The organism is Dysgonomonas gadei ATCC BAA-286, from assembly GCF_000213555.1.
GTDB classification, from domain to species: domain Bacteria; phylum Bacteroidota; class Bacteroidia; order Bacteroidales; family Dysgonomonadaceae; genus Dysgonomonas; species Dysgonomonas gadei.
Genome location: NZ_GL891980.1, coordinates 523963 through 547680, shown reverse-complemented (window position 1 = coordinate 547680; position 23718 = coordinate 523963). Strand labels below are relative to the sequence as shown.

The 23718-nt window shown below is 40.3% G+C and carries 20 protein-coding genes; 13 read left to right on the top strand and 7 right to left on the bottom strand.

The genetic code is table 11. The annotated features are described in order from the left end of the window. The first annotated feature begins 2 nt into the window (after nucleotides 1-2). The 7 genes from HMPREF9455_RS06265 (at nucleotide 3) to HMPREF9455_RS06235 (ending at nucleotide 6470) form a co-directional block, all read left to right on the top strand. Nucleotides 3-2144: a M3 family metallopeptidase gene (locus tag HMPREF9455_RS06265; RefSeq protein ID WP_006798783.1), complete on the top strand. Its 2142-nt coding sequence runs from the start codon at nucleotides 3-5 to the stop codon at nucleotides 2142-2144. Between the two features lie 57 nt (nucleotides 2145-2201). Next, complete coding sequence (gene efp, locus HMPREF9455_RS06260; RefSeq protein ID WP_006798782.1) at nucleotides 2202-2768, top strand: elongation factor P; 567 nt, start codon at nucleotides 2202-2204, stop codon at nucleotides 2766-2768. A gap of 514 nt (nucleotides 2769-3282) precedes the next feature. Beyond that, on the top strand, nucleotides 3283-3981 hold the full coding sequence (radC, locus tag HMPREF9455_RS06255; RefSeq protein ID WP_006798781.1) for a RadC family protein: 699 nt from the start codon (nucleotides 3283-3285) through the stop codon (nucleotides 3979-3981). Between the two features lie 221 nt (nucleotides 3982-4202). After that, complete coding sequence (locus HMPREF9455_RS06250; RefSeq protein WP_006798780.1) at nucleotides 4203-4517, top strand: metal-sulfur cluster assembly factor; 315 nt, start codon at nucleotides 4203-4205, stop codon at nucleotides 4515-4517. Then, the gene (locus tag HMPREF9455_RS06245) at nucleotides 4483-5346 is read left to right on the top strand and encodes a UDP-2,3-diacylglucosamine diphosphatase (RefSeq protein ID WP_006798779.1); all 864 of its coding nucleotides are present in this window, start codon (nucleotides 4483-4485) and stop codon (nucleotides 5344-5346) included. Before HMPREF9455_RS06250 ends, HMPREF9455_RS06245 begins: the two co-directional genes overlap by 35 nt. Before the next feature lie 87 nt (nucleotides 5347-5433). Further along, on the top strand, nucleotides 5434-5781 hold the full coding sequence (locus HMPREF9455_RS06240; RefSeq protein ID WP_006798778.1) for a CidA/LrgA family protein: 348 nt from the start codon (nucleotides 5434-5436) through the stop codon (nucleotides 5779-5781). After that, nucleotides 5778-6470 carry an LrgB family protein gene (locus HMPREF9455_RS06235; protein WP_006798777.1) on the top strand — a complete coding sequence of 231 codons (693 nt, stop codon included), beginning with the start codon at nucleotides 5778-5780 and terminating at the stop codon, nucleotides 6468-6470. Before HMPREF9455_RS06240 ends, HMPREF9455_RS06235 begins: the two co-directional genes overlap by 4 nt. Here HMPREF9455_RS06235 and HMPREF9455_RS06230 read toward each other — a convergent pair. After that, complete coding sequence (locus HMPREF9455_RS06230) at nucleotides 6455-7330, bottom strand: hypothetical protein (RefSeq protein WP_006798776.1); 876 nt, start codon at nucleotides 7328-7330, stop codon at nucleotides 6455-6457. The genes HMPREF9455_RS06235 and HMPREF9455_RS06230 overlap by 16 nt on opposite strands. A 667-nt stretch (nucleotides 7331-7997) precedes the next feature. Between HMPREF9455_RS06230 and HMPREF9455_RS06225 the strand changes: the two genes are divergently transcribed. Both HMPREF9455_RS06225 and HMPREF9455_RS06220 read left to right on the top strand, forming a co-directional pair. Then, nucleotides 7998-9875, top strand: coding sequence for an ABC-F family ATP-binding cassette domain-containing protein (locus HMPREF9455_RS06225; protein WP_006798774.1), 1878 nt, complete (start codon nucleotides 7998-8000; stop codon nucleotides 9873-9875). Nucleotides 9876-9887: 12 nt separating this feature from the next. Then, the gene (locus HMPREF9455_RS06220) at nucleotides 9888-11069 is read left to right on the top strand and encodes an MFS transporter (protein ID WP_006798773.1); all 1182 of its coding nucleotides are present in this window, start codon (nucleotides 9888-9890) and stop codon (nucleotides 11067-11069) included. Between the two features lie 11 nt (nucleotides 11070-11080). On the opposite strand, the gene HMPREF9455_RS06215 is transcribed toward HMPREF9455_RS06220, so the two are convergent. Beyond that, nucleotides 11081-12061: a Gfo/Idh/MocA family protein gene (locus HMPREF9455_RS06215; protein ID WP_006798772.1), complete on the bottom strand. Its 981-nt coding sequence runs from the start codon at nucleotides 12059-12061 to the stop codon at nucleotides 11081-11083. A gap of 1292 nt (nucleotides 12062-13353) precedes the next feature. On the opposite strand from HMPREF9455_RS06215, the gene HMPREF9455_RS06205 reads away from it, so the two are divergent. Beyond that, complete coding sequence (locus HMPREF9455_RS06205) at nucleotides 13354-14739, top strand: DUF3329 domain-containing protein (RefSeq protein ID WP_006798771.1); 1386 nt, start codon at nucleotides 13354-13356, stop codon at nucleotides 14737-14739. Here the strand turns inward: HMPREF9455_RS06205 and HMPREF9455_RS06200 are convergent. The 5 genes from HMPREF9455_RS06200 to HMPREF9455_RS06180 all read right to left on the bottom strand — a co-directional run bounded on the left by HMPREF9455_RS06200 (nucleotide 14736) and on the right by HMPREF9455_RS06180 (nucleotide 20886). Next, nucleotides 14736-15383 (bottom strand): LysE family translocator, encoded by a 648-nt coding sequence (locus HMPREF9455_RS06200; RefSeq protein WP_006798770.1) that lies wholly within the window; start codon nucleotides 15381-15383, stop codon nucleotides 14736-14738. The two genes, HMPREF9455_RS06205 and HMPREF9455_RS06200, sit on opposite strands and share 4 nt — an antisense overlap. Nucleotides 15384-15564: 181 nt before the next feature. Next, a complete protein-coding gene (locus tag HMPREF9455_RS06195) occupies nucleotides 15565-17853 on the bottom strand; it encodes a TonB-dependent receptor (RefSeq protein ID WP_006798769.1) in 2289 nt (762 codons plus the stop codon). Nucleotides 17854-18177: 324 nt separating this feature from the next. Beyond that, nucleotides 18178-18558: a hypothetical protein gene (locus HMPREF9455_RS06190; RefSeq protein ID WP_006798768.1), complete on the bottom strand. Its 381-nt coding sequence runs from the start codon at nucleotides 18556-18558 to the stop codon at nucleotides 18178-18180. A 29-nt stretch (nucleotides 18559-18587) separates the two neighbouring features. Further along, on the bottom strand, nucleotides 18588-19982 hold the full coding sequence (locus HMPREF9455_RS06185; protein ID WP_006798767.1) for a DUF4270 domain-containing protein: 1395 nt from the start codon (nucleotides 19980-19982) through the stop codon (nucleotides 18588-18590). Nucleotides 19983-20079: 97 nt separating this feature from the next. Further along, the gene (locus tag HMPREF9455_RS06180; RefSeq protein WP_006798766.1) at nucleotides 20080-20886 is read right to left on the bottom strand and encodes a glycogen/starch synthase; all 807 of its coding nucleotides are present in this window, start codon (nucleotides 20884-20886) and stop codon (nucleotides 20080-20082) included. Between the two features lie 226 nt (nucleotides 20887-21112). Between HMPREF9455_RS06180 and panC the strand changes: the two genes are divergently transcribed. Genes panC through HMPREF9455_RS06165 form a run of 3 tightly spaced genes read left to right on the top strand, consistent with a single transcriptional unit; the run spans nucleotide 21113 to nucleotide 23716 of the window. Beyond that, nucleotides 21113-21970 (top strand): pantoate--beta-alanine ligase, encoded by an 858-nt coding sequence (gene panC, locus HMPREF9455_RS06175; RefSeq protein WP_006798765.1) that lies wholly within the window; start codon nucleotides 21113-21115, stop codon nucleotides 21968-21970. Between the two features lie 11 nt (nucleotides 21971-21981). Then, entirely contained in the window at nucleotides 21982-22335 is a 354-nt protein-coding gene (gene panD, locus HMPREF9455_RS06170) for an aspartate 1-decarboxylase (protein WP_006798764.1), read from the top strand. Nucleotides 22336-22390: 55 nt separating this feature from the next. Beyond that, entirely contained in the window at nucleotides 22391-23716 is a 1326-nt protein-coding gene (locus HMPREF9455_RS06165; protein WP_044215489.1) for an MATE family efflux transporter, read from the top strand. The last annotated feature ends 2 nt before the right edge of the window (nucleotides 23717-23718 follow it).

Genomic DNA, 23718 nt, shown 5'->3' with positions numbered 1-23718 from the left:
TTATGAAGAAGTTTCTATTTATTATTAGTTTTTTAATTATGGTTTACTCTTGTAATACTACAAGTACCAGGGAAGCGGGTAATCCTTTCTTTTCAGAGTTTAACACTCCTAATGGTGTACCTCCTTTCGACAAGATAAAAGCAGAGCATTACCTGCCTGCTTTCGAAGAAGGAATGAAAAGGCACAACGCCGAAATAGATTCCATTGTGAACAATCCGGATGCCCCGACTTTCGAAAACACGATTGTGGCTCTCGATGAATCGGGCAGGATGCTGAATAGTGTGGGTGCAGTGCTGTCGGTAATGACAGGGACAATGTCCGATTCTACTTACCAAAGCATTGAAAAGGAGATTACTCCTAAGCGGACAGAGCATTATGATAATATCAACTTTAACGAAAAGCTTTTTGCCCGTATAAAGACTGTATATGACGCGGCACCTGCTAACCTGACCACTGAACAGAAAATGCTACTGGATAAAACCTATAAAGGTTTTGTTCGTTCAGGTATATTGCTTGACGGGTCTAAACAGGATCGTTTGCGTGAGATAAATAAAGAATTAAGTTCTACGGCTTTAAGTTTCAATCAGAATCTGTTGAAAGAAACGGATAATTATCAGTTGGTAATAGATAAAAAAGAAGACCTTGCGGGATTACCGGAAGATATTATAGCCGCGGCAGCCAAAATGGCTAAAGATAAGGGAATGGAAGGCAAATGGATGTTCGGACTGAGCAAGCCAAGCTGGGAGCCATTCCTTCAGTATGCCGATAATCGCGAACTGCGTGAAAAATTGTACAAAGCCATGTATATGCGGGGCGACAATAATAACGAGTTCGACAATAAAGAGAATATAAAGAAAATAGTAAGTCTTCGCCTCGAAAAGGCTAATATACTTGGTTATAACACTCATGCCGATTACGTGCTCGAAGAAACGATGGCTAAAACTCCGGATAATGTGATGAACTTACTGAACAGCATCTGGAAATATGCATTGCCACAAGCAAAGAAAGAAGCGACAGAATTACAGGCGATTGCTAAAAAAGAAGGGAAAGATATCAAGATCGAGTCTTGGGATTGGGCATATTATGCAGAGAAACTGCGTAAGGAGAAGTACGCTTTGGACGAAGATGCATTGAAGCCATACTTCAAAGCAGATAATGTACGTGAAGGAGTATTTGCTGTGGCAAACAAACTTTATGGCATTACATTCAAGCAAAAAACGGATGTGCCGGTTTATCAGCAAGATGTAAAAGCATACGAGGTAAATGACGCGGATGGTTCTCTTATAGGTATGATATACTTTGATGACTTTGCGCGTCAGGGTAAACGTCCGGGTGCATGGATGAGCAGTTTCCGCAAGCAGGAAATATTTAAAGGTGAATTTGTTCACCCGTTGATATACAATGTAGGAAACTATAATCCTCCGACAGATGGCAAACCGGCACTTCTTACTCTGGATCAGGTAGAAACGATGTTCCATGAATTTGGTCACGGATTGCACGGGCTTTTGTCTAAATGTACATATAACGGGCTTTCGGGAACTTCTGTGTACCGTGATTTTGTGGAGTTGCCTTCGCAGGTGATGGAACACTGGGCTTTTGAGCCGGAAGTGCTGAAAATGTATGCAAAACATTATGAAACAGGTAAAGTGATTCCTGACGAATTAATACAAAAAATTCAGAATGCAGGATATTTCAATCAGGGATTCAGAACTACCGAACTTGTAGCGGCTGCTATTCTGGATATGAAATGGTACACAATGACCGCTACTCCAAACTTTAATCCTAAGCAAACAGAGGGTGTTGAGAAACTGGACGTAGACAAATTTGAGGCTGATGCAATGGCCGAAATAGGACTGATTTCGGAAATTATACCTCGATACAGAAGTACATATTTCCAACATGTATTCAGTGGTGGCTATTCTGCAGGATATTACAGCTACCTGTGGTCGGAAGTACTGGATTCGGATGCGTTCCAAGCGTTTGTGGAAAAGGGTAATATCTTCGATCAGGCAACAGCTAAATCGTTCCGTGAAAATGTATTGTCGAAAGGTGGAACAGACGAACCAATGACTCTATACAAAAATTTCAGAGGGGCAGAACCAAATCCTATTTACTTGTTAAAAAACAGGGGTTTTGTAAAATAATGAGTTTTATTATCTTTGCAACTCGAAATTTTTTAATCTAAACATAAAATATAATTAATGGCAACAACAGCAGATATAAGAAATGGTATGTGCATCGACATCGACGGGCAATACTATGTTATTATTGAATTTCTTCATGTAAAACCGGGTAAAGGTGCAGCTTTTGTCCGTACAAAAATGCGTAGCGTTACTACCGGCCGTGTTCTGGAAAGGACATTCAATGCCGGAATCAAATTGGATGAGGTGCGTATTGAAAGACGTCCTTATCAGTATCTTTATCAGGACGACATGGGCTATAATTTCATGAATGCCGAGACTTTCGAACAGATTTCCATTGCCGGAGATATGATTGAAGGGGTGGCATTTCTGAAAGAAGGCGATAAGGTAGAGGTACAGGTACATGCAGAAACAGAAGCGATACTGACAGCCGAAATGCCGACTAATGTTATCCTTGAAGTAACATATACCGAGCCGGGAATGAAAGGTGATACAGCTACAAACACATTGAAACCCGCAACAGTGGAAACAGGTGCTGAGGTACGTGTGCCGCTTTTCATCAATGAAGGTGATAAGATCAAAATCAGTACGAAAGATGGTGCATATGTAGAACGGGTGAAAGCCTGAACCTTTCAGATTAAGAATATATCGGGCTCTCTGTTTATGATAACAGAGGGCCCGAAATGTTTTAATGTAAGTTTGTTAAGGAACTTTATCTATATGTATAAGCTTTTAGCCGTTAGCTGATAGCTATTAGACGGTAGAGTTCTTTGACAATTTGCATTCATATTTTAGATTAAGAATGAAAATGTAATACCTGAATAATATGTAACACCTGTTACTTTTACATACGCTTCGCTCCTGTGACCGTTGGTTGTTACCTTTTGGGGAATTCATGTAGGGACAATCCTTTGTGGTTACCCACTTACCATAAATGGGCAACCACAAGACCAGACTCTACATAAATGGAAAAAGTGTTACAAGTGTTACCTTTTAAAGAAGGAGATGCTTCGCTCTGCTCAACATAACAAGTCAATTATTAATTTTTCATTCTTAATTATTAATTGATTTTTCTGTTACCTTTGTTACCTTTTAACTATATATAGTTAATAAACCTAAAGCCGACTTTACTTTCTAAACTATGGAAAATAAAACCAAACTGAATATCAAAGACTGGGCGGAAGAAGACCGGCCTCGGGAAAAGATGCTTCTGAAGGGAGTGGGAGCTCTATCTGATGCTGAACTGCTGGGCATTCTTATTGGTTCGGGAAATAAGAACGAGACAGCAGTCGAACTGGCACAACGCATCCTCCACAGTCTATCCAATAATCTGAATATATTGGGTAAGCAGGAGATAAAAGACCTTATAAAAAACTTCAATGGGATAGGGGAAGCCAAAGCGATAACTATAGCTGCTGCAATGGAACTGGGTAAACGCAGGAAATTATCGGAGGTTGTTGTGCAGCCGCAGATAACATCAAGTGATACGGTCTATCAGATATTCCATCCTGTATTAGCCGATCTGAAACACGAAGAGGTTTGGGTACTATTACTCAACCGGGCTAATAAGGTGCTGAAGAAGATACAAGTCAGTAAAGGTGGTGTTGCCGGGACAGTTGTTGATATCCGTATGATAATGAAGGAAGCGATAGACTCACTGGCATCAGCTATGGTGCTTTGTCACAATCATCCTTCAGGAAACTCTAATCCGAGCGGCGACGACGATAATATTACCCGCCGGTTGAAAGAGGCTGGGCAGATAATGGATGTCAGGCTTCTCGATCACATTATAGTCTGCGATCACTCATACTATAGTTATATGGATAGGGGTAGGATGTAAGGTGTCGGGTACTCAAAAAACTCATGACTTATAACTCATAACTTGTAACTTAATATTACCTTTGCAGTGTAAAATGGAATGGTTATAAACTAATGATTCTGTAAAATTGTTTATAACAAATGTAAATAAAAGAATGTATTGAATGCAATGTTATGTCATGCTAACTATTGCAGCTTCGAATACGGAAGTAATAAATAGGTCTGAGGCCTTAAATTAGAGATATGAGCGAATTATTAAACTTGGAAGTAAAAATAGTAAACATGTTGAAAACTGTTTACGATCCCGAAATACCAGTCAATGTTTACGATCTTGGCCTTATTTATGAGGTGGAGGTAGACGACGATAAGAATGTAACTATTACAATGACGCTGACCGCGCCTAATTGTCCTGCAGCCGACTTTATATTGGAAGATGTGAGGTACAAGGTGGAGTCTATCAGGGAAGTGAACAATGTAATAGTTAATCTGACATTCGAACCTCAATGGAATAAGGATATGCTGAGTGAGGAAGCAAAACTGGAACTGGGATTTCTATAAGCAGGATAAGGTGGAAAAAAAAGTCTATTTCTTATCAGATGTACATTTAGGTTCTGCTTTTCACAAGAAGAATGTGAATAAGCATCAGCAGATGACCCTGCCTTCGGTCAAAGTCGATGACCATTATTTTCCTCAGCACGAGGTAGAGAGAAAACTCTGTCGGTGGCTGGATAGGGTCAAAGAAGATGCCCAGACTATCTATCTGCTTGGCGATATATTCGATTACTGGTTCGAATACCGTAATGTGGTACCCCGCGGTTTTGTCCGTTTTCTGGGGAAAATTGCCGAACTGACAGATAAGGGTATCGAGGTGCATTTCTTTATCGGCAATCATGATATATGGGTAACCGATTACTTGCAAAAAGAGTGTGGAATGATCGTCCATACCCAACCTTTGGTACGGGATATACATGGAAAGAAGTTTTTTCTGGCACATGGAGACGGACTAGGGGATGACTCTACTTCATTCAAGCTCTTACGCGGACTTTTCCACAATAAGTTTTGCCGCAAACTTTATGCTGCCATCCATCCGCGGTGGACGGTAGGGTTTGCCCAGTGGTGGTCTAATCATAATAGAGAGAATGATGAGATGCCCGATTATTTCGGAGAAGACAAAGAGCACCTTGTTCTCTTTGCCAAAAGCCATTTAAAGCATGCTCCTGGTATCAACTACTTTATATTCGGACATCGTCATATTATGCTCGACCTGATGCTCTCTATGCAAAGCCGGGTTGTAATATTGGGTGATTGGATCAAATACTTCTCTTACGGCGTTTTCGATGGAGAGAATTTCTCACTGGAGATATTTGAAGAGCCGGAAGAAAGCTGATCGGCTATCAAAAAACTCATAACTTATACCCATAACTTATAACTTAATACTACCTTTGTATCCGAGTTAAATTAGAAGGTTATCGTTATGAAAATGGTAAAAGGTATCTTTATCATTCTTCTGTTCTATTTCCTTGGGCAAGGCATTAGTTATCTGATAGATAGACTTGTTCCCGGAAATATTATCGGAATGATTCTATTATTCCTCAGTCTCTACTTCAAAGCCCTTAAACCCGACTATGTAAAAGATGTTGCCAATGCCTTTACCCGCAATATGGCTATATTCTTTATACCGGCTGGTGCGGGATTGTTAGGCTCTTACGGACTGATCAGCAAATTCTGGATGTCGATTCTTATTGTATGTTCGGTGAGTACAGTTCTGGTTATTGCCGTAGTGGCGGTTATTCAACAACAAATGGAGAAGAAAAGAAAATGAGAGCATTATTTGAATCCACGGAATTTATGCTCCTGCTTGTTTTCGGGAGCTATCTTTTTGGACAATGGGTGTTCAAGAAGACAAGGATAGGATTGCTGCATCCACTGATTATATCCATTGCTATTATCATCGCCTTTCTGGAGATATCCGGCATCAGTTATCAAACCTTCGAGAAGGGAAGTGAATTTGTTAGTTTTATGCTGGGGCCTTCGGTGGTAGCGTTGGGATATGTATTGTACGAACAACTTGCTTACCTGAAAGGGAATGTCGTATCTATACTTACATCGGTATTCATTGGTAGTGTTGTTGGTATTCTGAGCGTCATCATACTGGCTAAACTTACAGGTGCAGATCAGGTATTGATACATAGCCTCGAACCGAAGTCGGTAACTACACCTATTGCTATGAGTATAGCTGAGCAATCCGGTGGCAATGCCTCACTTACTGCTGTTATCGTATTGTTTTGTGGTATTTTCGGCAGTATTGTTGGTCCTCCTATACTACGTGTGCTGGGAATAAAAAGCAGTGTTGCCAAGGGACTTGCAATGGGTGCTTCTGCTCATGGCGTTGGTACGGCCAAAGCGATGGAAATGGGAGTGATAGAAGGTGCACTCAGTGGCCTGGCTATTGGATTGATGGGAGTTATGACAGCCCTGCTGATTCCTATTGTACATCAATTATTTTCCTGACTTGTTTTCTCCTTTTCTAATTGTGTTGGGATAGGAGGAGGTGTGTCAAATATTACAGAAGGAATAACTGCGAGCCTTTTCTTTTCCAGATAATGCGCCAGTATTATCTCAGCTATTGGTATTGCTAATCCCAACAAGAAGATAAATACAATATTCAACTTAAGACCTCCAAAAATATTCTTGACCTTCTTTTCTATAATGGTATTCAGTACCCCGTCTGTGAGAATATTCTCGATCTTTACATTCAGCAGGTCGTTTGTCAGTTCCTTATCATTCAGTACTTCTTCACCTAAAGCACTTTCTACATATTTTACTGCCTGATCTTTAACGAAATCTGTTTCCATTACTTTGCTCATAAGGAAGGCAGAAGCTTTAGCCGTTATGCTACTATCAGCCGGTTGTGCTTCGGATAGTAAGGTACTTGCAGTTTGGCTTGCGTATGATGCGGTTTTGTCAATGACATCATGACCAGTAAGTTGCATATGCTTTTTGTCAATAATCTTCTCCACTTCATTTTTCAGGTATGTGTTGAAAGCTGAATTTGCCTCTCCCAGATAAGTGGGGATATTCTTTACGATCTCTCTTTCACAGCCATGTAGTGCAAACCATTGAGTAAAACAGAAGCCTGCAAAAAGAGGCAAGAATACCATGTATATATAAGAAAGCCATTGCAATGTCCAATGGCGACGACGTATTAATATTTTTTTACGAAGGATAAGTTCGGCTATTAGTACTGTTATAAATCCGATGACACCGCCTGTAATAGCCCATAATATTATGGCGAGTGGATTTACATATTCCGTGATTGTATCCCAATATCTGAAAATATCGAAAAAAGATATAGATAACTGTGTACTCATGTATGTGTGTTGTATATGTTATTGGGCAAAGATAGAATTTTTAGCAAGAAGAAAGGCCTTTTTCTACTTCATTCCTCAAAAGGTAACAAAGGTTACAGGAATTAATGAAGAATTAAGAATGAAAAATTAATAATTGGCTTGTCATGTTGAGTAGAGCGAAGCATCTCCTTCTTTAAAAGGTAACACTTTTTCCATTTATGTAGAGTCTGGTCTTGTGGTTGCCCATTTATGGTAGGTGGGTAACCACAAAGGATTGTTCCTACATGAATTCCAAAAAAGGTAACAAAGGTAACAGAAAAATCAATTAATAATTAAGAATGAAAAATTAATAATTGACTTGTTATGCTGAGCAGAGCGAAGCATCTCATCAATAAAAAGACTCCGTGCTACTCCTTTTACTCTGTGGTTAAAATAAAAAGGTAACAACCAACGGTCACAGGAGCGAAGCGTATGTAAAAGTAACAGGTGTTACATATTATTCAGGTATTACATTTTCATTCTTAATCTAAAATATGAATGCAAATTGTCAAAGAACTCTACCGTCTAATAGCTAAAAGCTATCGGCATCATATAGATAAACTTTTCCCCGATAAATGCACGATCACTATCCCCGAGATAAAAACTGTAAACTCTCTCTTTTTGCTTACCTTTGCACAAAATTATTCATATGGCATCTATTTTACAGGTAGACGGACTCACTAAAAGTTTTGGAGACTTGGTTCTGTTTCGCGAAATATCCTTCGGTATTGCAGAGGGTGAGCGTATCGGGCTTATTGCAAAAAATGGTTCGGGCAAAACTACCTTACTTAATATACTTACAGGTAAGGAATCTTATGATAATGGTGCGGTTGTCTTTCGGCGTGATATACGGGTATCTTATCTCGAACAAGACCCTGTATATCCCGAAAATCTGACAGTTTTGCAGGCCTGTTTTAGTTCCGGAAATGAGGTAACAGACCTGATTGCGGAATACGAAAAAGTAATAAATTCAAAAGATCACTCTAATCTGGATAATATCCTCCAAAAGATGGATGTGTTACAGGCATGGGATTATGAGCATAGGGCAAAGCAAATTCTGGCGCAGCTCAAAATAACAGATTTCGAACAGAAAATTTCCGAATTATCAGGAGGACAACTCAAGCGTGTAGCTCTTGCTAATGTGCTTATTACCGAACCTGACCTGATTATATTGGATGAGCCGACCAACCACCTCGATCTGGATATGGTGGAATGGTTGGAGGAATATCTTCAACGTTCGCGGCTTAGCCTGTTGATGGTTACGCACGACCGTTATTTCCTCGATCGGGTTTGCAACGAGATTATAGAGATAGACCAGCAACAACTTTACCAGTATAAAGGAAATTATTCCTATTATCTCGAAAAAAGGGATGAACGGATCAGTGCGCAGAATTCGGAAATAGACCGTGCCAATAACCTTATGCGTAAGGAACTGGAATGGATGCGCCGACAGCCGCAGGCACGGGGAACAAAGGCTAAATCGCGTATCGATGCATTTTACGACCTGGAGAAAAAGGCTCAACAGGTGCGTGATGCCGGAAATGTACAGTTGCAAATGAAAGGTTCCTATATCGGTAACAAGATATTTGAGGCGCAGCATGTATATAAGGCTTTTGGTGATATCAAAATTGTAGAGGATTTCAATTATGTATTTGCCCGTTACGAAAAACTGGGAATTGTAGGCAACAATGGAACGGGAAAATCCACTTTCATAAAGATGCTGATGGGGGAAGTTACACCAGATAAGGGAAACTTCGATATCGGCGAGACCGTGAAATTCGGTTATTACAGCCAGGACGGACTAAAGTTTGATGACCAAATGAAAGTGCTGGACGTGATACAAAATATAGCTGAGGTTATCGATTTAGGTAATGGTAACCGTCTGACTGCATCGCAATTCCTGCAACACTTTCTGTTTCCGCCCGAAAAGCAACATAATTTTGTATATAAACTATCGGGAGGAGAGAAACGTCGTTTGTATCTGTGTACGGTACTGATAACCAACCCTAACTTTCTGGTATTGGACGAGCCTACCAATGATTTGGATATCGTTACGCTCAATATATTGGAAGAATACCTCCAACAGTTTAAAGGTTGCGTGATAGTGGTTTCGCATGACCGTTATTTTATGGATAAAGTGGTAGACCACCTGCTTGCTTTTCAGGGGAACGCAAAGATAAAAGACTTCCCGGGTAATTATACCGAATACAGGGAGTGGAAAGAGATACAGGAAGCCATTGAGAAGGAAAAAGAGCAGGCTGCAAAACCAAAAGAAGATAAACCTCAGATCGCATCACCAAAAAATGATGATAAGAAGAAGCTATCGTTCAAGGAGAAGCGGGAATTTGAAGAACTCGATGTCTTGATTCCGAAACTGGAGGAGGAGAAAGAAAAGCTCGAAAATGAGTTGTCGAGCGGTACTCTTTCCACTGACGAATTGCTATCCAAATCGAATCGTATCAGCGAATTGATTGATGAAATAGATGAAAAAACAATGCGCTGGATGGAACTTAGTGACCTCCTCTAACGTTAATGTGTTATGGAAATTCAAATTGCGAAACCGAAACTGTGGTCGTTAAGCTATCTGAATGTTTGTATTGCGAACTTCCTGATGGCCTGCTCATTCAATTTGCTGATGCCTTCTATCCCTCTTTACATAACAGAACAAATGGGGGTTGCACAGTCCAAAACGGGGATTGTATTGGCATCGTATGCTATTGCCCTTATGTTTGTTCGTCCATTTTCCGGTTATATTGTTGATTTGTATTCCCGGAAGAAAGTTCTTCTGGTAGCCTTTTCCTGTTATGTCCTTATCTTTTTCGGTTACTTCTGGGCTACGACAGTCATGTTGTTCATCCTTGTGCGTTTCCTGCATGGTATCACATGGGGGCTTTCCACTGTATCGTCCAGCACACTGGCGATAGATGTAGTGCCAACCGAACGACGGGCCGAAGGCATAGGCTATTACGGTACTTTTATGAATGTGGCAATGGCTATAGGGCCATTCGTAGCCATACATATATACAATAACTGGGGTTTTCAGATATTACTTTGGTGTGCCATTGCTATGGGAACATTGGGTATTGTGGCCACAGCGATGATTAAAGCGCCTGAAAGACCTAAGGTAGAGCAGTCTCAAAAGCTTTCTATGGACCGTTTCTTCCTGCTGAAAGGCTGGCCTATATTTCTCAATCAGTTGCTGCCGTGTTTTGCCTGGGGCACAATAGGCCCTTTTGTAGCCCAATATGGGAAACAGATAGGCATATTCAATGCCGGTATCTTCTTTCTCTTCTGGGCGGGTGGTATCATCACATCGCGTGTATTCGCAGGCAAGCTCGTAGACAGGGGTAAGATACATGAGGTAAATGTGTCGGCAATGGCCATTGTGGCTATTGCATTCTTCGCTTTTGCCACTATACACAATATTTATGCATTCTGTATATCGGGGTTGTTTATCGGCATCGGTTTCGGAATGATGTTTCCGGCTTTACAAACGCTGTATATTAATCTTGCCGAAAACAGTCAGCGGGGAACAGCCAACTCTACGTATCTTATCGGGTTCGACCTGGGGCTGGCAATAGGTATGTTATTAGGCGGATATATTACAGGCTTCTTTTCATTCGAAACGTTGTATCTCGTTGCTTCCGGGCTTTGCCTATTCAGTGTTCTTATATACTGGACATGTTCGAGGGTTGTGTTCGAAAGAAACCGGTTAAGATAAATATCTTCCTTTTATATCTTCTTTGTTATCATATCCATCACTCTGGACGTTCTTGCGCCTGATACTCCTGTAGAGGGACAAGTTCCTGTACCTCGCAATTCATTAACAATGGTTTGAATAAGCGGCTGTTGGATATGTTCGGGATGCTTCGTCTCGAAGAGTTCGGTTCCTTTTGCCGTAGTCAGGCAAATAGGGCGGAAGTCGAATGTATTGAAGCGGATATATCCTTCAGTTCCATTGATAATGATTGTATCCTGCCGGGCTTGTTCGGATGAAACGAAGCACCATTGCCCTGTGCCTGTGACTCCCGATTTGAACTGAATAATCGCCGATATAGTATCCGAAACGGAATAATGGCCTCCGAGATTCTGTGTATATCCTTTCGCTTCTTCTATCTCTCCCAACAGAAAATCGAGTATGTCAAGTGTATGCGGAGCCAGATCGAAGAAATAGCCGTCTCCTGCAATCTCTCTGTTCACACGCCATGTTTGATTCCCGGTATCCATATCGGACCCACTGGCCGGCCGGAAATATTTTATCTCGGCAGTCAGAATTTTTCCTATTTTGTTATTGTCTATCAATTCTTTCACTTTCAGAAAATAAGGTAGGGCCCGGCGATAATAAGCAACGAATAGATTCTGTTTCGCATTTTTAGCAGCGCCCACCATTTCCATACATTCGGTATAGCTCATAGCCATCGGTTTTTCCACGTAAACAGGTTTTCCTGCCTTCAGTGCTTTGATAGCGTATTCCTTATGTGATGCCGGCGGGGTGGCTACATATATCATATTCACATCAGGGTCATTTATTAACTGCTCTGCATCCGTATAGTATTTACCTACACCATGACGGGCAGCAAAGTCTTTTATCTTGGCCTCATCCCTGCGCATCACGGCGACAAGCTCCGAATGTTCTATCTTGTATAGGGCTGGGCCGCTTTTCTTTTCACATACGTCACCTGCACCTATTATTCCCCATTTTATTTTATCCATAATTATTCGGTTTTTCATTCTATGTAACAGAGGCTTTATTATCTCTGTTTTTAGTTTCCCATCAAAAGTATAGAGTACTAATTTAAGAAATATTCCGGATATATATTTCTTTATCTGAAAGTAAATTATGGCAAACGAACGAAAAATTGTAGGTTATAACTATTCGCTTAATTCATATTTATTAACCATATAGTGTTAAAATCTGACACATCTGACAGAATTTTCATTGTTCTTATCTTGCCATTTTTGCATCCGTTAACTATATTTAGTTAAAAGGTAACAAAGGTAACAGGAATTAATGAAGAATTATCTTGTCAGTTAACAGTCAACAGTTAGTAGTTAACAACTTGTATCTCGTGTCTTGTCTACTCGTATCTCATATAACTTTCAACTTAGTACTTAAAACTTACTACTTATGCCAATCAGTAGTTGAAGTGATTATTATAGGATAGAAACGTTCGTTTTTCTGCTGCACTTCGTTCCGCCAGAATGTTCATTTTGGCATTGCCCAAAACGAACCAAAAGGCTAGCGCTCCGTTCCTCGGCGACCCACAACCGATTTGCCGGCTGAAAGTGACAAACGGGCTATCGCCCAGTCCCTTTCTACGCCGTCTGCACCGTGTGGGTGCCCCGCCTGCGTCACTAATGCGCAAGGGCTAACGCACGTGGGGCTAACGCCTGAAGAGCCTCTGTCTTGTCGCCGCATCGCGATCCCGGCCTCGTCCCATAGGCGGGGTACCCAATCCGTAAAGCGGAGGTGTAGGGCAAAATACGGTAGTTGCTATACACGGCTGATAATCCGGCTATGGATGATTCCGTATTATTTTGCCCCACCGGAGCTGCGGTTTTGGGTCGCCGGGGGATGCAGCCTTGATTTTTTGTTTCGTTTTGCATCAAGGCAAAATGAATTGGAGCGAAGCGGAAATCGGCGGAGCCAAATACAAGCCGGACGGCGCATTAGATAAAATCGAACGTTAAAATCCAACTGCTGATTCACATTACTTGTTAAAAAGTAACAAAGGTTACACCTTTTAATTCATTTGCTAATATACTAATTTATAAATTTGCTAATTCATTTTTTCAAAGAGCTATCAGCCAATAGCTAATGGCTACCGGCTAAAAAATGTATAGATAAACCTTCTGCATAAAAACACATATTTCATGCGTTTACCCTGGAGAGTAAATCTATCCTCTGCAAATGTCCTGATCTGGCGATGTGCGAATGATGCAAGCAACAAAACTTGTAACTTTTGTTTTTTATACTACTTTTGCATAGATATAGCGTGTAACAGATGAATATACAATCAAATACATTTGAACGTGTCCTTACTTCAGTAAAAGGTCTGTACGTTAAGACAGACCGTGTAATTGACAGGATAAGCGATAATAAACTGAAACGGTCACTCCTTTGGATTCTCACAGTTTCTATATGCTTTTCAGTCTTACTCGTTCTGAATATACTTACGCCGCTTATATCAGATGATTTTGCCTATCTCTTTATTTATGGGGAAAATGTACGGGTTACCTCTGTCGGAGATATTATCCAGTCCCAGATCAATCACTATTATCAGTGGGGAGGACGTAGTATTGCTCATTTTATAGCGCAGGTATTGTTGCTGCTACCAGCTTATTTTGCAGATATATTGAATACGTTGGTGTATCTCGGTTATGTCTTCCTTATTTATTTTCATATTACAGGACGAAATAAGGGGAGTTTATCATTGTTCATATTCATAAACATAGCTATCTGGTTTATGCAGCCTGTATTTGGAGATGCAGTGTTATGGCTTACGGGTTCGGCTAATTATCTTTGGTGCACGTTTCTCATTCTTTTATTCCTGCTTCCATACCGTTTTTATAAAGGGAACGAATTAAATATTGCAGGTAAGATACTGGCGTCAACAGGGCTCTTTCTTCTTGGCATTATTGCTGGATGGACCAACGAGAATACAGCAGGTGCGATGATTCTTATTGTAGTCTTTTTCTTTATCTATTACAGTTCGTATACATGGAAAATACCGGTTTGGGCTATTGCCGGATTGCTGGGTGCTATTATTGGTTATGCAGTTATGATTCTTGCTCCCGGTAATTTCGAGAGGGCAGGAGAGTCTGCGTTTGGCCTGTCTGTTATTGTCTATAGGTTATTTAACTGTACACTGACATTCTTCTTTTATTCAGGTACATTAATCTTGAGTTGTCTGGTAATATATATACTATACTATCGTTTTCCCGTAGGAGAGAGAAAGGATAAATTGAAACTCAGCATTATCTATTCTATAGCCGCTATAGCCGCGGTATATGCGATGTTGTTTTCACCTACTTTCCCACGCAGGGCATTATTCGGAGTTGTTACTTTTCTCATTGTCGGGGCAGGAATTTTATATTACAATATAGATTTTGGTCAGAAGTTCCTACGGCAGATACGTTTATCGGTTATAGTCATAGGATTTATCAGCTTTATCTTTACATTCTATCTGGCAGCCAAGGATATTAATATCTTCAGAAATATAATGAAAGAAAGGGAGGTTAAGATAGAGGAGGCTAAACGGCAAGGTGCTGTCTCCTGTGAATTTGAACGATATGAGGGTAGTACATATATTCATGGCGAAGACCCATTTTCGGAAGAGCTAATGACACGCCATTATGGAATAAAGATCAGATTGAAAGGACGCGATTAGAAGATGTCTATGCCCATCAGTGTTCCGGTGACAATACCTGCAACACCCAATCCTATAAGTAACAAACCTATAATTTTATTAAATATCTGTAATCCTCTGGGGTTGAATCTGCTGCGCAACTTATTTACAAAATAAGTAACCAGTAGCCACCACAGGAATGCACCTATTCCGATAAATAGTATTGTTATCAGGTCGTAACCGAATGGTTTATCGGCATCAATAACATTAAACCGGGCAAAAAGTGCTATGTAAAGGAATAAAGTGGCAATGTTGGAAACGGTAAGGATAAGAGACGAAATGAATACTGTCCAGGTAGAAACCGATTTCTCTTTTAATTTTGTGAGGCTTTTCGACGGGTTTTTGTTAAATACAATATATCCGAAAACAATGAGGATAATACTCCCTACGACTTTGAGCGGGCCTTCGTGCTGTTGAATAAATTCCGTACTGAAGCCCAATCCGAGAGCGGCAACGATGGCCAACAATGCTATCAGCATATCGCCTACCACAGCGCCTATACCGGTTATTAGACCGTTTTTCCTGCCTTCATTCAGGGTGCGCTGTATGCAAAGCATACCCACAGGTCCCATAGGAGCTGAAGATAAGAATCCGATAAACAAACCTTTTATAATGATATATACCATTAACTACCTTTTATAACAGCCGTTTCACCTTTGTAAAGTAATGTACGAAAAGCTAAAGTTCCCGCTGACCTGACTGCGCTATAGTGCAAAGATAGTATCAAAATCTTAGAAAATATCACATAAATGGCTAAAAGCAGGCAAGCCGTTAAGCATTTTTAATCTAACGGCTTGCTTTACTTAACTATATGGAACTAATTTTCAGGCCAATAAAGAATGTCCGGGGAAGTGACGGCCCGTAGATATATTCCGAGTCCCTGTTTGGCCCTTTGTCATAATCTTTCTGTATCTGGTTGAACATATTCTGTATACCTCCGTTAATCTCTATTTTATTTGTTGAATTGATATTGAAGAAGTATGATAATTTGATGGTCGTATCAAAGAAGCTCTTTGTTTTTACTGTCTCATCCCTTGTTACACCCTCTGCTCCGGCAAAGTGAGGTGTCAGCATAGAGCCAGTATATACTCCTGACAGGGATACGGCATAGCTCTTTTTCGGGGTTGCTATTGCAGAAAGGAATCCGTATGTATCGGGTGAACGCAGCATTTTTTTTACGGGTGCTACATATTCTTCGCTCGACCAGCTTACTGGCTCTGTATACCGGCTCTTCTGCCAGGTGAAGCCTCCTTGCAGTTCGAGCCAGTTTATTGGTTGTATAGTTGTTTCCAGATTCAATCCGTATACATATGCCCCATCGCCGTTTCGTCGGGTCATTATTGTATTTCCCGCAGCGTCTGTTCCGGTCTCTTCAACAATGAATACCCTGTTTATTTTGGTATAGAACCCTTCCAGAAGGAAATAGGAATATATCTTTTCGTTGTAAAGGCTGAAATCTATACCCCCATTTACGGAGTTCGAATATTCCCTTTTCAGGTTCTCCCCCAATTGGGTAATCGTTGCGCTACCACCTATAACAGGTATATCCAGATCCGATGCAATAATCTCCGGGGCACGGTACCCCATCGAATACGCTGCTCTCAAATTGGTGTTTTCTCCAATGCGGTAGCGGATACTGCTTCTGGGGATGATATTGATATTGTCCAGTTTATTGTGTTTATCTCCCCGCAGCCCGACAATAAAAGTCAGGTTGTCGTCTCTCCATTCATTCTGAACGTACAGACTGCTTATATTTTTTATTTGCTTCACATTGCGGCTATGTATGGTATCGTGAAGGTTTGTATATTCTTGAGTGAATCCGGCTGTGAACTTAGCTGGCATGAAAAGAAATTTATCCATATTTATTTCATAACGGACAGTTCCTGTTAGTGCCAGTTCTGAAGTGTTTCCATAACCATCGGGATCGTATCCACCACCATAATAACTATCTCTGCCTGTCTTTTGAGCCGAAAGGTTGACTGTTAACTTCTTTTTGTTGTCTTCGCTCAGATGAGAGTATCCGGCACTACCCGAATGTATCCTGTAATCAGTTGTTTCGGCAATCAGCGCTTCATGTGGCGGACGGCTCATATTGTCTCCACCACGACGATATTCAGAAATATAATGATACTCCAGTGTAAACTTATCATGTAAATTGGGTTTGGAGAAGGAGCGGAAACCGATAGATGAAGCCCTGTTCTTTCCTATTTCCGAAAAACCGTCTCCATTAGCGTCCCAAGGATTGCGGTTGCGCATATTCGCAAACAGTGATATACCTGATTTTTTGGAGCGATCTACGAAAGATGAATTGAGAGAGAGGATATTATCCACCGATTTTCCATCTATGAGCGACATATTATATTTAGCCTGATATGAGTTCTTTTCAGGCTCTTTTGTTATAATATTGATAACTCCGCCGATCGCATTAGCTCCATATAGCACAGATCCTCCTCCGCGTACAACTTCAACTTGCTCTATCATATTGGCTGGTAATTGTTCCAACCCGTACATTGTAGATAATGAGCTGAATACAGGTTGTCCGTCGATTAACATCTGAGAATATTGTCCCTCCAGTCCGTTAATCCGTACTTCCTGTGTTCCGCAATTCTGACAGTTTGTTTCTACTCTCAGTCCCGGCATATAATTCAGCCCTTGCGAAAGAGAATTGGAATTGGTAGCCTCAAATGTCTTGGCTGTCAGCTGGTTTACAACTATAGGAGACATTTGCCTGTTGAGACTCCGGGCAGAAGCTGTAACCATTACTTCGCCGAGCAACTGGTTTTCGGGTTCTATATAAAGGGAAACGTTTTTGGTAGTGTTCCTCTCTATTGTGACTTCTTGCTTCAGAGATGAATATCCAATGTATTGTGTCACTATGATGTACGTTCCTGCCTGAATATTTTCTAAGGCAAAATGGCCCGATTCGTCTGTTACCGTAGTCATTTGGGTGCCTTCTATTGAGATTGTTACACCTGGTAAATGTTCATCTGTCTGCCCGTCCAGTACATGGCCTTTGAGAGATGATCTGCTTGTTTGCTGAGCTAAGAGCCCGATAACACAAAATATATAGAATGATAAGAGTATAATCTTTTTCATATTGAATTATTTAGAGTCGATAACCCGGAAGCATGAATAAAATGCCGTAACAGATTGTCGATATAAGTGATGGAAAGTATTGATAATACATTTTTTAAGCTAACTACTTATTCAGCCTGTGCAAAACAGTGTAATAAATAGCTCTGTAGCCTTATGTTATAAATCAGGGGCAAACAGTTCATTGTTTACACCTTTATTTCGATCTGTCCCGGAGTTTTATCAAAGGCAAACCGAATATATGTTTATATGGGATTGGGATTGAATACGGAGTCGTATCAATCCTGAATTATATTTCCTGAATCGCAGAAATATTATTATTAAAGATTAAGATAACCGGGGTGGTGCCCTGAGACTGAAGTAAGCTACAACAGGAGTTGTAACTATTTGTGGAGAGAGTTGTTCATACGCAACAATTTGTACAGGCTGGATTATTTCGCCTATATTATTATTCTCCAATGCTTCGAACGAAGCAAGATTTGATAACTGATTGAAAGTAAAGAAACCCGCCGATGTATGGTGATGGGTTTCAAAAGGCGGTGTTTGGTTGTCGTCTGCATCTTTTGCAAACTTATTGTAGGGGTGGGAATGGACATATACTACCCCGTTGTAGATATGTGTATGTATAAAATAAGAAACACAGCTAAAGTATCCTATATATAATAAGAGCAGTACTTTAGCTGTATTTCTTATCTGTTTTGCAGACACGGTTATATTCTGTTATCTGTTTTGTACTATCAGTATTTACTGTATATAATAGACATTTTCATATCCTTCGGCTCGGTTCTTAAGATGGCCGATGTAGGGAACATCTGATTGTATAGATCCGTTATCACATTCACTGTATATCCGCTCGAGTTCGTGGTTTGCGTATATGTAGCTGTTACCGGAATAACGAGATATTTCAAGTCAGGGAGAGGCGATACCCCCTTCTCCTTATAATATTTAGCATAGTGATTGATTACACTTGCCAGGTTTCCGAAGTCATATGAATTGTTGGTGGTGGAACGGGTCGTCACAAAACTGGTTTGAGCATCGTGCAATTTTCTGTTATAGAAGAAATTCGGGAGTGAGTCTTTATTTATAAACAGGATGTCCGACGGCCTGCTCAGGCCCGATTTAGCTTCCTCTTCTGTATTTCCGAGCATTTTAAAGTTTGCAGCGTTGATAACCGCATCTTTACCTGCGCCTGCTACTGCTGCATTTACTATAGCATCTAATGGAATGGTCACTTCAGTGTATAGTCCCGCAGGGGTATTCATATACGTCTTTTCTGCAGGTCCCTCTGTGATCATACCGGCCGGAGGTGAATTCTTAACATGATTCATCTGTATAACCTCAGGTGTAACCGGAAGCCTGAATATACCAGCTACGGCAGAGTCGGCTGTATTTGCCACGTTCTTCATCTGATATGTATAATGGATGTCAAACTCTGTATAATCTACATTAATAATACTGCCCGAACCGAAATTAGTGGTTACATATACACCTTTAAAGAATTCTTTCAGGGTATTGGAGTTTTTGAAAGTGGCGCCGTCGGAATCTTCCCATTCGTTATAAAAACGCTGCCCCAGTTCCAAATTGAGATTGGTTGAAATAGTTCTGATTCTGGTACTGCTGATGATAGTGTCGGGAACATCCTGTATAGAGAAAATACTTTGTCCCAGCAACTTTTGCATATCGCAATAATTCTCAGGATTTACACTTGTGAAGAAAAATGCCTTCAGTGGTTTTGTGACTTCGTATACTGATAATCCCATAGGCGATACGGTGTCTCCTGTAAAATATGTAAACTCTGTATTAAGTCTGACCGAATCAATGGTTATTCCCTTCTTGTACGGGTCTGCAAATGCAGAATTTTCTGCACAGTAGAACTCACATAAGTAATCGGATTTTATTTTTCCGAAGATAGGATCAGTATATTCTCCTAGTAAGCCATATACGGTACGCGCATATACTGAATCGTTAAACGAACGGGTTACAGCTGTAAGGCTAAGTGTATCGGATCCTACGAATATATCGTCACCGCCGGGTTGTATACTGCTACCAAGGGAGGTCAGGTCATCATCACAAGCCACAAATGTTAGCGTGGAAAGAGTGATTGCCAGAATCAATAATGTTTTAATTTTCATTCAAACTATTGTTAAATTCAATTTGGGGTTCAAATATCCAAAAAAATGCTATTCTCAAGAAATAAAACAGCATTTTTCTATATTTATTTTAGATACTTTAAAGATTCTCGTAAAAATTATTGATGGCATCTACAGAAACGTCTAAATTACCCGGATAAGAAAGAAATTTTTTTCCTGATTTATTTATGTTGTCAAGAACGTTATTATTCACATTTTCTTCACTTTGGATAATGCCATCTGCATATTTTACGGCAAAGTTAGAAAGTGTTTCGTAATCTACAACACCTTTTAGGGCTTCCACGTCTTTATCTTTTATTCCGTCAAATTTCAGCTTGTCAATAAATTTATTACTGAATGGTTGCTTAAAGTCATCATTGTATAAAGAATATACTATTTTCGAGTTTTTGAAGCAAGGGTCGTCTGCATAAGCTGTTTTTATGTATAGCCCGGTCAGAGCGGTCATCCATCCATGACAATCTATCACATCCGGTATCCAACGTAATTTTTTAATTGTTTCCAAAACTCCCCTTACATAGAAAATGCTCCGCTCATCATTATCACTGAATTCTACATCCTTATCGTCAGCTATTGTATGCTTACGTTTAAAGTAGTCTTCATTGTCTATGAAATAGATTTGCATCCGGGCGGCTTGTATAGACGCCACTTTGATGATTAGGGGGTGATCGGTATCATCGATGATTAGATTCATGCCCGAAAGCCGTATCACTTCGTGAAGTTGATTGCGTCTCTCATTTATGCTTCCGAATTTGGGCATAAATGTCCTGATTTCCTGTCCTTTTTCTTGTATAGCTTGAGGTAAGTATCTACAATTTGTTGCAATTGGTGAATCAGGCAGATAAGGCGTTATCTCCTGTGTGATGTATAAAACTTTTTTTGTACCCATTTAATTTACTCTCTTCTGAATTCGATTGAGAGTACAAAGATAATAAAAAAAAATCTTCTTTTTTGCAAACTTTGCTTCACAAAATGTTGAATTCTCTCTTTTTACGGGGGATGAGTCGTATTTCGACGTGTTTTATACGTTAAATTGCAGAACAAAAATCATGGATTGTTTCGCCAATCCATAAATATTTACTTGCTTTGTATCCGTTTTTTATTGATGTGAATAAATGGATTTGATTAAAACAACTCAGGGCGTGTGTGACAAAGTTACAGCCTTGCGTTCGGAAGGTAAAACGATTGGTCTGGTTCCCACTATGGGGGCTTTGCACGAGGGACATCTCTCTTTGGTGAAACAATGTATTGCCGACAACGATGTGTGCATTGTGAGCATCTTTGTAAACCCTACCCAGTTTAACAATAAGGAAGATCTTGAAAAATATCCGAGAAATTTGGAACGGGACTGTGGATATCTGAAATCGATAGGAGTTGGTGTAATTTTTGCTCCCTCTGTAGATGAGGTTTATCCGGAGCCGGATACACGTCAATTTGATTTCGGACAACTTGATAAAGTGATGGAGGGCGAACATCGTCCGGGCCATTTTAACGGAGTTGCCCAGGTGGTAAGCCGCCTGTTCTATATAGTGAAGCCGGACAGGGCATATTTCGGAGAAAAAGATTTTCAGCAATTGGCTATCATACGTGAGATGGTGAAACAGTTAAAGCTGAATGTCAATATTGTCCCAATGCCTATTGTGAGGGAAGCCAGCGGGCTTGCGCTAAGCAGCCGTAACGAACGATTGACTGCTGCTCAGAAAGATCTGGCGGTGAATATATCCAGGGTTCTTGCAGAAAGTAGGGAGTGGATAAAGGGTAGTTCTGTAGGGGAGGTGATAAAGAAAGTGGTGACAACATTGGACTCTTTTGCCGAACTGAAAGTTGAATATTACGAAATTGTGGATGGTTATACTTTACAGTCGGTGTCAGATTGGAAGGATGGCGATTATATAGTGGGTTGCATCGCCATATTTTGTGGCGAAGTGCGATTGATAGATAATATTATATACAAGGCGGATAGCCAAAATTAAGAGAACACAAAATGATTATAGAGGTTGTAAAATCGAAGTTACATCGTGTTACTGTAACCGAAGCCAACTTGAATTATATAGGAAGTATCACGATAGATGAAGATCTGATGGATGCTGTAAACCTGATTGAAGGTGAGAAGGTTCAGATTGTAAATAATAATAATGGAGAGCGTCTCGAAACTTATATTATAAAAGGAAAACGAGGTTCGGGGGCTATCTGCCTCAATGGCGCAGCTGCCCGAAAGGTTCAGCCCGGAGATATTGTTATCATCATGTCATATGCATATATGGACTTTGAGGAAGCTAAGGCTTTCAAGCCATGGGTTGCATTTCCTGATACAAAAACAAACAAACTAATTAAATAAAACTGACATTTTAAAGATGCTAATAGCTATGCGCTAATAGCTATCGGCCCGGATTATGTATTCATACAAAGATATATGGAAAGTAAGTTTGCCTATAATGTTAGGCTTGCTTGCTCAGAATATTGTTCAGATTACTGCTACCATCTTTCTGGGAAGGGTAGGAGAGGTTGAGCAAAGTGCCTCCGGGTTGGCCGGGATTTATTATATCGCCTTTTTTACGCTTTGTTTCGGATTCAGTATTGGAGGCCAGATAATGATAAGCCGCCGTAATGGTGAGAAGAATTATAACAAGATTGGAAGTATTGTTATTCAGGGTATGATTTTTCTGGAGCTTATTGCTTTGATGCTATTTATGGGTTCCTCCCTGTTGAGCGAATATGTTCTTCCCCGTTTCATGGAATCGGAAAAAGTTTATGAGGCAGTGCATTCTTACCTCTCGTGGCGTATCTATGGCTTTTTCTTTGCTTCTATAAATGTCATGTTCAGGGCTTTTTATGTCGGTATCGCACGTACACCTGTGTTGACAATGAATGCCGTAGTAATGGCGGTGGTCAATTTTATAGGGGACTATGTTCTCATATTCGGTAAATTCGGTTTCCCCGAACTTGGAATAGAAGGTGCAGGTATTGCAGCCGTAATATCGGAAATAGCATCGGTACTGTTCTTTGTAATATACACATTGAAGACTGTAGACCTCAAGAAATACGGTTTTATGAAAATGCGATTCAGGTTCTCTATTGTAAAGAGTATCCTGAACATTTCATCTTTTACGATGGTTCAGTATTTAATATCCATGTCCACATGGTTCATATTCTTTATGGCAATTGAACAGCATTCTCCACGTGCATTGGCTATTACAAATATTGTACGTAGTTTCTATATGCTTTTCTTTATTCCGATGAATGCTTTTGCAACTACAGCCAATACACTTGTAGGCAATACGATGGGGGCAGGTAAGATAAAAGACGTAATACCTCTTATCAAAAGAATTTGCTCGCTTAGTCTCGGGGTTATCCTTGTTGTAATGTTGGTAACCGGCCTTGGCGCTGAATTCTGGATATCATTGATAGCTTCGCACGAAGATGTATCATTGATACCCGAGTCGGTTACACCTTTGTTGGTTGTAGTGTTTGCTCTGCCTATTTGCAGCCTGAGTACCGTGATATTCAATTCTATTTCGGGTACAGGAAACACTCGTGCTGCTTTGCAGCTCGAAATAATAACACTGGTGTCATATGTCCTTTATATGTATTGGATAGTGATATATAAATCGGCATCTGTAGCGGTATGCTGGACTGTAGAATATGTATATTGGGGAGGCTTGTTGTTGTTTTCGTTCTTGTATCTCAAGTATGCTAAATGGCAGCACAAAGTTGTGTAAAT